General features: G+C 55.9%; 7 protein-coding genes, 6 tRNA genes and 1 rRNA gene (1 of these 14 cut by a window edge). All 14 read left to right on the forward strand.

The features are described from left to right. Nucleotides 1–2,598, forward strand: a 23S ribosomal RNA gene (locus tag PD282_RS00890); it begins 339 nt to the left of the window's first position. 191 nt (nucleotides 2,599–2,789) lie between these two features. Further along, a tRNA-Met gene (locus PD282_RS00895) sits at nucleotides 2,790–2,866 on the forward strand. 9 nt (nucleotides 2,867–2,875) lie between these two features. Beyond that, nucleotides 2,876–2,951: transfer RNA gene (locus tag PD282_RS00900), tRNA-Val, on the forward strand. Between the two features lie 12 nt (nucleotides 2,952–2,963). Then, nucleotides 2,964–3,040, forward strand: a tRNA-Asp gene (locus tag PD282_RS00905). A 36-nt stretch (nucleotides 3,041–3,076) separates the two neighbouring features. Next, a tRNA-Phe gene (locus tag PD282_RS00910) sits at nucleotides 3,077–3,152 on the forward strand. Between the two features lie 20 nt (nucleotides 3,153–3,172). After that, nucleotides 3,173–3,258, forward strand: a tRNA-Tyr gene (locus PD282_RS00915). Nucleotides 3,259–3,272: 14 nt separating this feature from the next. Continuing rightward, nucleotides 3,273–3,348 (forward strand) — tRNA-Lys (locus PD282_RS00920). A gap of 280 nt (nucleotides 3,349–3,628) precedes the next feature. After that, nucleotides 3,629–4,765: a PucR family transcriptional regulator gene (locus PD282_RS00925; protein ID WP_274648524.1), complete on the forward strand. Its 1,137-nt coding sequence runs from the start codon at nucleotides 3,629–3,631 to the stop codon at nucleotides 4,763–4,765. Between the two features lie 91 nt (nucleotides 4,766–4,856). Beyond that, nucleotides 4,857–5,978 (forward strand): ABC transporter ATP-binding protein, encoded by a 1,122-nt coding sequence (locus PD282_RS00930; RefSeq protein ID WP_274648525.1) that lies wholly within the window; start codon nucleotides 4,857–4,859, stop codon nucleotides 5,976–5,978. Between the two features lie 195 nt (nucleotides 5,979–6,173). After that, a complete protein-coding gene (hprK, locus tag PD282_RS00935) occupies nucleotides 6,174–7,112 on the forward strand; it encodes an HPr(Ser) kinase/phosphatase (RefSeq protein ID WP_274648526.1) in 939 nt (312 codons plus the stop codon). Between the two features lie 120 nt (nucleotides 7,113–7,232). After that, a complete protein-coding gene (locus PD282_RS00940; RefSeq protein ID WP_274648527.1) occupies nucleotides 7,233–7,880 on the forward strand; it encodes an HAD-IA family hydrolase in 648 nt (215 codons plus the stop codon). Nucleotides 7,881–7,894: 14 nt separating this feature from the next. Further along, nucleotides 7,895–8,389, forward strand: a complete 495-nt coding sequence (locus tag PD282_RS00945) for an acyltransferase (protein ID WP_274648528.1) — start codon at nucleotides 7,895–7,897, stop codon at nucleotides 8,387–8,389. Between the two features lie 479 nt (nucleotides 8,390–8,868). After that, nucleotides 8,869–10,818: a rhamnogalacturonan lyase gene (locus tag PD282_RS00950; RefSeq protein WP_476703957.1), complete on the forward strand. Its 1,950-nt coding sequence runs from the start codon at nucleotides 8,869–8,871 to the stop codon at nucleotides 10,816–10,818. A gap of 40 nt (nucleotides 10,819–10,858) precedes the next feature. After that, nucleotides 10,859–11,131, forward strand: coding sequence for a hypothetical protein (locus PD282_RS00955; RefSeq protein ID WP_274648529.1), 273 nt, complete (start codon nucleotides 10,859–10,861; stop codon nucleotides 11,129–11,131). Nucleotides 11,132–11,293 lie beyond the last annotated feature (162 nt).

Here is an 11,293-nt window from a genome sequence, read left to right on the forward strand (position 1 = left end):
CGAAGCGGTCTGGAAAGGCCGGCCAAAGAAGGTAAAAGCCCTGTAACCCAAAGTCAGCGCTCTCCGAGACGGATCCTGAGTACGGCGGGACACGAGAAACCCCGTCGGAATCCGGCAGGACCATCTGCCAAGGCTAAATACTCCCTAGTGACCGATAGCGAAGCAGTACCGTGAGGGAAAGGTGAAAAGCACCGCGGAAGCGGAGTGAAAGAGAACCTGAAACCGTGCGCTTACAAGAAGTCAGAGCCCAATTTAGGGGTGATGGCGTGCCTTTTGTAGAATGAACCGGCGAGTTACGTTCCCGTGCAAGGTTAAGGTGAAGAGCCGCAGCCGCAGCGAAAGCGAGTCTGAATAGGGCGAATTGAGTACGTGGACGTAGACCCGAAACCGGGTGATCTACCCCTGTCCAGGGTGAAGGTGCGGTAACACGCACTGGAGGCCCGAACCCACGAACGTTGAAAAGTTCGGGGATGAGGTGGGGGTAGGGGAGAAATTCCAATCGAACCCGGAGATAGCTGGTTCTCCCCGAAATAGCTTTAGGGCTAGCCTCGGCGTAAGAGTCATGGAGGTAGAGCACGGATGGGGTGCGGGGCCCGCCAAGGGTTACCAAGTCCCGTCAAACTCCGAATGCCATAGACTTATCGCCGGGAGTCAGACGGTGAGTGCTAAGATCCATCGTCAAGAGGGAAACAGCCCAGATCATCAGCTAAGGTCCCCAAGTGTGTGTTAAGTGGGAAAGGATGTGGAGTTGCCCAGACAACCAGGATGTTGGCTTAGAAGCAGCCACCATTGAAAGAGTGCGTAATAGCTCACTGGTCGAGTGACTCTGCGCCGAAAATGTAACGGGGCTAAACACACCACCGAAGCTATGGCTAGGCAATCGCAAGATTGTCCTGGGGTAGGGGAGCGTTGAATACGGGTTGAAGGTATACCGTAAGGAGTGCTGGACTGTATTCAAGTGAGAATGCCGGTATGAGTAACGAAAAGACAAGTGAGAATCTTGTCCGCCGAAAGCCTAAGGGTTCCTGAGGAAGGCTCGTCCGCTCAGGGTAAGTCGGGACCTAAGGCGAGGCCGAAAGGCGTAGTCGAAGGACAACAGGTTGAGATTCCTGTACCACCGTAAACCGTTATGAGCGATTGGGGTGACGCAGAAGGGCAGTGACGCGGGGCGATGGAATGCCCCGTCCAAGCAGTGAGGCTGGTTGATCGGCAAATCCGTCAACCGATAAGGCTGGGCTGTGATGGGGAGGGAAAATTACAGTACCGAAGGTCATGGGCTCCGGCTGCCGAGAAAAGCCTCTAGCCAGGTGAAGGTGCCCGTACCGCAAACCGACACAGGTAGGCGAGCAGAGTATGCTAAGGCGCGCGGAAGAACTCTCGTTAAGGAACTCGGCAACATGACCCCGTAACTTCGGGAGAAGGGGTGCCTCGGTAGGGTGAATAGCCCGAGGGGGCCGCAGTGAAAAGGCCCAAGCGACTGTTTAGCAAAAACACAGGTCTGTGCGAAGCCGTAAGGCGAAGTATACGGGCTGACGCCTGCCCGGTGCTGGAAGGTTAAGGGGAGCGGTAAGCCGCAAGGCGAAGCTGTGAACCGAAGCCCCAGTAAACGGCGGCCGTAACTATAACGGTCCTAAGGTAGCGAAATTCCTTGTCAGGTAAATTCTGACCCGCACGAATGGCGTAACGACTTGGGCGCTGTCTCAACGAGAGATCCGGTGAAATTTTAATACCTGTGAAGATGCAGGTTACCCGCGACAAGACGGAAAGACCCCATGGAGCTTTACTGCAGCTTGATATTGGACTTTGGTACGATCTGTACAGGATAGGTGGGAGCCTAAGAAGCCGGAGCGCCAGCTTCGGTGGAGGCGCCGTTGGGATACCACCCTGATCGTATCGGAGTTCTAACCTGCTACCCTGAAACGGGTAGAGGGACCGTGTCAGGCGGGCAGTTTGACTGGGGCGGTCGCCTCCTAAAGCGTAACGGAGGCGCCCAAAGGTTCCCTCAGAATGGTTGGAAATCATTCGAAGCGTGTAAAGGCAGAAGGGAGCTTGACTGCGAGACCGACAAGTCGAGCAGGGACGAAAGTCGGGCTTAGTGATCCGGTGGTACCGCATGGAAGGGCCATCGCTCAACGGATAAAAGCTACCCTGGGGATAACAGGCTTATCTCCCCCAAGAGTCCACATCGACGGGGAGGTTTGGCACCTCGATGTCGGCTCATCGCATCCTGGGGCTGAAGTAGGTCCCAAGGGTTGGGCTGTTCGCCCATTAAAGCGGTACGCGAGCTGGGTTCAGAACGTCGTGAGACAGTTCGGTCCCTATCTGTCGCGGGCGCAGGAAATTTGAGAGGAGCTGTCCTTAGTACGAGAGGACCGGGATGGACGTACCGCTGGTGTACCAGTTGTTCCGCCAGGAGCACCGCTGGGTAGCCAAGTACGGACGGGATAAGCGCTGAAAGCATCTAAGCGTGAAGCCCCCCTCAAGATGAGATTTCCCAGTATGTAAGACCCCTGGAAGACGACCAGGTTGATAGGTTCGAGGTGGAAGCGCGGCAACGTGTGCAGCTGACGAATACTAATCGGTCGAGGGCTTATCCTATCGGTGTTCACGGACACGTGAACGCCGCTTCGGAAGACCAGCTAAAGAATTGATCGGATGTTCGTATCCAGTTTTCAGGGTGTAAGGTCTTTTTGTCTTCCGACAAGCGCGGAGACATCGGTGATCATTACGCGCAGCGTTTGGCGACGCTGTGTACCTGAATATCTGCCCGGATAACGGGCCAGTATTGTGGCGGCATAGCTCAGCTGGCTAGAGCGTACGGTTCATACCCGTGAGGTCGGGGGTTCGATCCCCTCTGCCGCTACCATTTACATATGGAGGCTTAGCTCAGCTGGGAGAGCATCTGCCTTACAAGCAGAGGGTCGGGGGTTCGATCCCCTCAGCCTCCACCATATTGCAAACGCGGAGCCGTGGTGTAGAGGCCTAACATGCCTGCCTGTCACGCAGGAGACCGCGGGTTCGAATCCCGTCGGCTCCGCCATTTGCCTTGATAAACATTGGGAATCCAAACAAACGTGGCTCGGTAGCTCAGTTGGTAGAGCAGAGGACTGAAAATCCTCGTGTCGGCGGTTCGATTCCGTCCCGAGCCACCATTTTTTTGTTTTTTTTTCGTGGAGGGCTAGCGAAGTGGCCAAACGCAGCAGACTGTAAATCTGTTCTCTGACGAGTTCGGTGGTTCGAATCCATCGCCCTCCACCATTTCCTACAAGTTAGAGCCATTAGCTCAGTTGGTAGAGCACCTGACTTTTAATCAGGGTGTCGTAGGTTCGAGTCCTACATGGCTCACCATATCTTAAAGCAGCGCCTGCGGCATTCCGCAGGCTTTTTTTTGTTTTACAGGAAAGTTGACGTTTCCACTTACCTTTTGTTTCGCGATTTCAAGTAAAGAAACTTGTTCGGTTGTCGAGAGACGGTGTCACCCGTTCACCTGGCTTTGTCGACAGCCTGGACGGTGTCAACCGTTTCTACTTCTTTCCCGCCATGCCGTCTTAGGCTGAATTTCGGCGTTATGTATGTTACAATGGCCTAAAAAAGCGCTTCATGTGCGTTAACCGATAGGGGCCAAGGGATGATCGATAAGAAATGGATCGAACAGCTGCAGGCGATTTTGGAAAGCCCGGTCCGGCACCTGCGCATTTCCTTCGATGAGTGGCATGAGCATCAAATGAACGGCCGGAACGGCGGCGGGCAGCGGAAAGCGAAAGTCACTCCGGGAGACTCCATCCAGCGCGAGGATGGACAGCTGATGTTTGCGATACGAAGCGACCAGCAGGAAGTGGAAGCTGTCGCTATACCGTCGGAAGCGGTCAGTAAACAAACCGCCCGTCTGATCGGCTGGGCCTTGGACCAGCTGCGCGGACATGCGGTTAAGGGCCAGGAGAGCATATCGGAAACCGAACGGCATGCGAAGGAGCTGGGGGATTGGATCGCGGAGCAGCTCGATCTAAGCGAGCCGCAGACGACAATTCCCGACCGGTACGCGGCGAAGGGCCGGCTTTTTTCCGAGATGATTCCTTTCCTGCTGGTTTGCGTGCAAAGCGAGACGGGGCGATCCAGCTACAGCGAGCTGGAAAAGCTGCTGCGCACCTTTTTGTCCGAAGAGGCGATGCTGATTCCGCTGAAGGAACAGGAGTGGCTGATTCTCGGGCCGATCACGCTGATCCAGGATGCGCAGTCTGAAGATAAGGACGAGGAAAGCGAAGAATCGCTTGAGGAAAGTCTCGGACAGATTGCGTCCGGCCTTCATGACATGCTGGCCAGCGAGTGGATCGGCGAGTGCCATCTGGCGGTCTCCTATCCGATCTCGCCTGCAAGCTCGCTTATCGCAACAGCTCAGCTGCTTCGAGAGACGATCAATTTGGGGCGGACGTTCCATGTCGGAACGAACATTCACCTCCCGTGGCTACTTCATCTAGAACGGCTGCTCAGCGCCATTCCGGAGACGCAGCGCATTAAATTCGTCGAACAGGCGTTGAAGCGGACGGATGTCTTTTTAGAGCCCGAAATATTAACCACATTAGAAACCTTCTTTTCGCTCGACTGCAACGTAAGCGAGACGGCCAAAAAACTGTACATTCACCGTAATACGCTGCTGTACCGGCTGGACAAGCTAAAGCAGGAAACAGAGCTCGACGTCAGGCAATTTCGCGATGCGGTCCTTGTCAAAATTATTTTATTATTGTACAAAGTGACGAAAAGGAAGTAGTTTTTTTGTAGAGTTTGTGCATAGTCACAGGACGGGTGCTGATATAAGATAGTTGTAGTGATCAACAAATTTCCGTTAGGGGGAAAATCTCATGGCAGGTGTACGCTTAGAGCACATCTACAAAAAATACGCTGGTTCTGATGCCGCTTCCGTAAAAGATGTTAATCTCGATATTAAAGATAAGGAGTTTCTCGTTCTGGTCGGTCCTTCCGGCTGCGGCAAATCGACGACGCTGCGGATGATCGCCGGCCTCGAGGAAATTTCCGAAGGCAAATTGTTCATCGGCGACCGTCTGGTGAACGACGTCGCTCCGAAAGACCGCGACATCGCGATGGTGTTCCAGTCCTACGCGCTGTATCCGCACATGAACGTGTACCAAAACATGGCGTTTGGTCTTAAGCTTCGCAAATTCAAAAAGGCGGAAATCGACAAGCGTGTTCGCGAAGCCGCCAAAATTCTCGATATCGAGCATCTGCTCGACCGTAAGCCGAAGGCATTGTCCGGCGGTCAACGCCAGCGTGTCGCTTTGGGACGCGCAATCGTCCGTGAACCCCAAGTGTTCCTGATGGACGAACCGCTCTCCAACCTTGACGCAAAGCTGCGCGGTCAAATGCGCGCGGAAATTACGAAGCTGGCCAAGCGTTTGGAAACGACCGTTATTTACGTTACCCACGACCAGATCGAAGCCATGACGATGGGCGACCGGATTGTGGTTATGAAAGACGGCGTTATCCAGCAAGCGGCTTCCCCGGAGGAGCTGTACAACCATCCGGTTAACATTTTCGTAGCCGGCTTTATCGGTTCGCCGACGATGAACTTCATCAACGGCACGCTCTCCGAGCAGGGCGGCGCTCTTCATTTCAAAACGACCGGCATCGATGTTGTCGTTCCGGAAGGCAAAGCGCAGCTGCTGCGCGACAAGGGTTATCTCGGCAAAGAAATCATCATCGGTATTCGTCCGGAGGACATCCACGAAGAGCCGGTATTCCTGGAAGCTTCGCCGAACACGATCGTGAGTGCGCATGTGGAAGTGGCGGAGAACCTCGGTCACGAAAGCCTGCTGTACTTGGCCGGTCTGGGCAAAGACAACGTTATCGCTCGCGTTGACGGCCGTTCGGGCACGAAAGAAGGCGCGAACGTGAAGCTTGCGCTGGATATGAACAAGGTTCATGTCTTCGATAAAGACAGCGAACTGAACGTATTCGAAATCTAAGATTCGGCTTTTGCCGCTAAACCAAGCAGTCGTTCGATTTTAAATCGGGCGGCTGCTTTTTTATGGCCGGTTGACCGAAAATGGGGCGGGACGTTGCGTTTGACGCTTTTTTCTTATACGATGTGAATGAGTAAATTGGAACTAGCAACCTGGGTCAGAGCAGAATGAGCTGCTGCAACTTGAGGAGGACTGGCAATGCCTAAAAAAGTAAAAGTATCCGAGCTGGTCAGCCAGTTTCAGCTGGAAATCGTAAGCGGAGAAGACGGCCTGCGCCGAAATATTACCGTTGACGATTTGTCCCGGCCTGGACTGGAGATGGCGGGCTATTTTCATTATTACCCGAATGAACGCGTGCAAATTCTCGGCCGTACCGAGCTAGCGTTTATGGAGACGCTCAGCGGCGAGGAACGAATTGACCGGATCGAGCGGTTGTGCGATGACGAGACGCCGTGTTTTATCATAACGCGCGGGCTTGAAGCCCCGAAGGAATTGATCGAGGAATCCAACCGCAAACAAATTCCGGTGCTGCGCAGTCATGTGGCGACGACGATTCTGATCAGCCGCATTACCAACTTTTTGGAACGCAGGCTGGCTCCGTCGGCCACGATTCACGGCGTGCTCGTCGACATCTATGGCGTCGGCATGCTCATTACGGGCGGAAGCGGAATCGGCAAAAGCGAAACGGCGCTTGAGCTGGTAAAACGGGGCCATCGCCTGGTCGCCGACGACGCGGTGGAAATCCGGCAAACGTCCGACGGGCAGCTGCACGGCAGCGCACCGGAGCTGATCCGGCACCTGCTGGAGATTCGCGGCCTTGGCATTATCAATGTCATGACGCTGTTCGGGGCCGGAGCCGTCCGTTCGATGAAACGGATCAGCGTCGTCATCAAGCTGGAGAACTGGCAGCCCGACAAGCAGTACGACCGTCTCGGTCTTGACGAGGAATTAACGCGCATCATCGATACGGACATCCCTCTTGTAACCGTCCCGGTCCAGCCGGGACGAAACCTTGCCGTTATCATCGAAGTGGCGGCGATGAATTTCCGACTCAAACGGATGGGCTATAATGCCGCGCTGCAATTCACGAACAAGCTGACCGAAACGATTGCCGACGATTCCGACGATTTCGATTAAACGGGAGGCGCGGCTGGCGCGATACGCTCCGCCCTCCGGACTGGATCCTCAATGAAATGACGTGGAGGGCGTATTTCACCATCGCCTGGTAAGATTCCATCCCATCACAAGGAGCTTTCCATGAAAACTGCGATTCGAACGATGCTGTTCGATTTGGACGGCACGATTCTCGATACGAACGAGCTCATTATCGAAACGTTCCTGCAGGTGTTAAAAGACATTGTGCCGCCCGAGTTCGGACGCGAGCATATTATTCCCGGCATGGGGCTGCCGCTGACCGACCAAATGCAGCGGTTCTCCGGCCTCGAAGACGTCACCGGCCTGATCGCCGCTTATCGGGATGTGAATTTGCGGCTGCATGACGACTATGTGAAGCCGTTCGGCGATGTGGCGGAAGTGTTGGCCAAGCTTCGCAAGGCGGGAGTCGGGCTCGGCATCGTCACGACCAAGATGGAGCTCACGACGCTGCGCGGCTTGAAGTTTACCGGGCTCGACGGTTTTTTCGAGCGCGCTGCGATTGTGACGCTGGACGATGTCGAGCGGCTGAAGCCGCATCCCGAGCCGGTGCTGAAGGCGATGCAGGCGCTTGGCGCCGAGCCGGATTCGACGATGATGATCGGGGACAGCCCCGTCGATATGGAGGCTGCTGAGGCTGCCGGCGTCATACCGGTCGGCGTCGCATGGTCGCTGAAGGGCGAGCAGAAGCTGCGGGAAAGCGGGGCGCGCCATATCCTATACGAAATGCGCGACTTGTACTCGTTTATTTAGAGGAGCGTCGGATTGTGCGGAAATTGGAGCGTTACCCGGTCGAGGGGGCGAACGCCCTGTGGCAAGTTTACCGGACCGTCAGCCCGCTGAAGGCGGTGCGAAATTTCATCTGCATCCAAATTGCGCGGTACTGCCCGTTGCTGCCGGTGAAGAACTGGATATACCGCCGCCTGCTCGGAATGAAGGTGGGCCGGCAAACCGCTTTTGCGCTGATGGTGATGGTCGATGTCTTTTTTCCGGAACGGATTCGGGTCGGGGATAACTCGATCATCGGATACAATACGACGATTTTAACGCATGAATATTTAATCCACGAGTATCGGCTTGGCGACGTGACGATCGGCTCCAATGTGATGATCGGCGCGAATTCGACCCTGCTTCCCGGCGTGACGATCGGGGACGGGGCCGTCATCGCCGCGGGCTCTGTCGTGCACAAGGACGTTCCGGCAGGCGCGTTCATGGGAGGTAATCCGCTGCGGGAAATTGCAAGGCGCGGAAGCGATGATTAACGAAGACGTCCTGCGAGGGTGGAGCATGCTGCGTGCGTTCTGGAGCTTCCGAAGAGCGAGGAAATTTTGCGTTGCGAAAAATTTTATTCCGTTAATTGAGGAGTCGTGCCTTGTGGCACGGCTTTTTTTCATGATAGGAACAGGCGGAGAATGAACCGGTTTCATGAAAAGAGCCTCGCGGGACCAATACATCGGTTCAGCCCTGTTTTGCAAAATTGTCCAACTGCCGCCAAAAAATGAAAGTCTCTGCTCGCTTGCGGAGAAAAAAGTCCAATTGCAGGAAAAAGAGCGGGCTGGTTACGATGATAAAGCCGGCTCCGGTCATTTAAGCGGACGAGCCGGCGGAATATGGAGATCCCAAAAGGGCAAAATGCCGGGTCGTGTAAAAACGGAGGTGAGAAGCACAAAGGACAGGCATCAAGATCGACGCTTGACGTGTAACAGGTTCATTCCAAGGAAGGTCAGAGAGGAGAAAAGTAATGGCCACAACATGGAAGTCGACGTTTAAAAAGGTAAGCGCATTCATGCTCGGCGCCGCAATGCTTTACAGCACGGTGGCGTTTTCACCCGCCGTTAAACCGGCCAATGCGGCCGCGCCGGCCGATGCCGCTGCGCTTGCAGGAACCGCACCGAAACGGCAAATGGAATTTCTGGACCGCGGGCTGGTTGCGGTGAAAACCGATGCGGGCGTCTTTGTCAGCTGGCGCCTGCTGGGAACGGAGCCGGAAAGCACAACGTTCAATCTGTACCGGGACGGCGTCAAGGTGAACTCGGATCCGATCGCAACGAGCACGAATTTCTCCGATCCTTCGGGAACGCCGAATTCGACGTACGCGGTTCGCGCGATTGTCGCGGGCAAAGAACTGTCCCCGTCGGCTCCGGCGCATGTGTGGGGCACGAACCATTTGACGGTTCCGCTTCAAAAGCCGGCGGACGGAACGAATCCCGACGGGTCGGTCTACACTTACAGCGCCAATGATGCGAGCGTAGGGGATTTGGACGGGGACGGCAAATATGAAATCGTGCTGAAATGGGACCCGTCCAACTCGAAAGACAATTCGCAGGACGGCGTAACCGGTCCGGTTTTCGTGGATGCATATAAGCTGGACGGGACGCTGATGTGGCGGATCAGCCTTGGCAAAAACATTCGCGCCGGCGCGCATTACACGCAGTTTATGGTGTATGATTTGGACGGCGACGGCAAAGCCGAGGTCGCGATGAAGACCGCGGACGGCACGACGGACGGAACCGGCAAGGTGATCGGCGATCCGAACGCGGACTGGCGCGACCTGACGAGCAGCAGACCCGGGCGCGTGCTTGCCGGACCGGAATATTTGACGATTTTCAGCGGCTTGAACGGCAAGGCGCTGGTTACGACGGATTACGACCCGCCGCGGGGCAACGTTTCGGATTGGGGCGACAGCTACGGCAATCGCGTGGACCGCTTCCTCGCCTGCATCGCGTATTTGGACGGCGTCCGTCCGAGCCTCGTCATGGCGCGGGGGTATTATACCCGGACGGTGCTTGTCGCCTACAATTGGCGGGACGGCAAGCTGACCAAGCTGTGGAAGTTCGATACGAACAACGAAGGATACGGGAGCTGGACGGACCAGGGCAATCATAACTTGAGCGTCGCGGATGTGGACGGGGACGGCAAGGACGAGATCATTTACGGGGCGATGACGATCGACGATAACGGGCAAGGCTTGTACAACACCGGGCTCGGCCACGGCGACGCGCTGCACGTTGGGGACCTCGACCCGACCCGGCCGGGGGACGAAGTGTTTAAAGTGCTGGAAAACAGTCCTTACGGCGCCGCCGTCTGGGATGCCGCTACCGGCCAGGTGCTGTGGCGGGTGACGGGCACGAACGATACGGGACGCGGCGTCGCCGCCGACATCGATCCGAACTATCCCGGCGAAGAAGTATGGGCGGCCGCAGGCGTCGGACTGTATACGATTAAAGGGCAGAAAATCGGCACCGCCACGCCTTCCATGAACTTCGCCATCTGGTGGGACGGCGATTTGCTGCGCGAGCTGCTCGACGGCAATCATATCGACAAATGGGATTACACCAATCAGAAAATGGTGAATCTGCTGACGGCGGACGGCCACGCTTCGAATAACGGCACGAAAGCGACGCCTACCCTGCAGGCCGATTTGTTCGGCGACTGGCGGGAAGAAGCGGTATGGCGCACGGACGACAGCACCGCGCTCGATATTTATACGACGACGGATCCTACGAACTACCGGTTTTACACGCTGATGCACGATCCGGTGTATCGGCTCGGTATCGCTTGGCAGAACGTGGCTTATAATCAGCCGCCGCATACGAGTTATTTTCTCGGGGACGGCATGTCGACGCCGCCCGCACCGAGCCTGTATACGGTCGTGTTCGGCAACTATCGGGCTTGGGCCGAACGCGCTTAACGTAAAAAGCAGCGGGGGCGAAAATTCGTTTACCGCCATCGTGGAGCTGCCGGCGTCGGTCGACCCGGCCCTCATCGGCGCTCCCGGCACAACGCTGACGATCAACGGCAATACGGCAGCCGCTCAGCCGCAGCAGGTCGCCATCGGCGACGCGAACGGAAACGGCATCCCCGATGCGGTGATCAAGTTTGACCGGCAGCAGGTCATTCAGGCGGCCGGTAACGCCAGCGGCGCGGTTCCGGTCCTTGTACAAGGACCGCTGTCGGACGGCAACCGTTTCTCCGGAACGGGAACGATTCAAGTGATCCAATAAACGTCTTTAGCGTCGGAAGTTGGTTTCGGACTGACGGGCTCAGAACTGAGCTCGTCAGTTTTTTGTTGTAGGGAAGGTCAGCTTTCGGCCTTACTTCCATGCTGGGATGAATGGGAGTTCCGTTCGGGGAGGAATAAAAGTTTGCCGCCTTGACGAACGTTA

Source organism: Paenibacillus humicola, assembly GCF_028826105.1.
In the GTDB taxonomy this organism is placed as follows: domain Bacteria; phylum Bacillota; class Bacilli; order Paenibacillales; family Paenibacillaceae; genus Paenibacillus_Z; species Paenibacillus_Z humicola.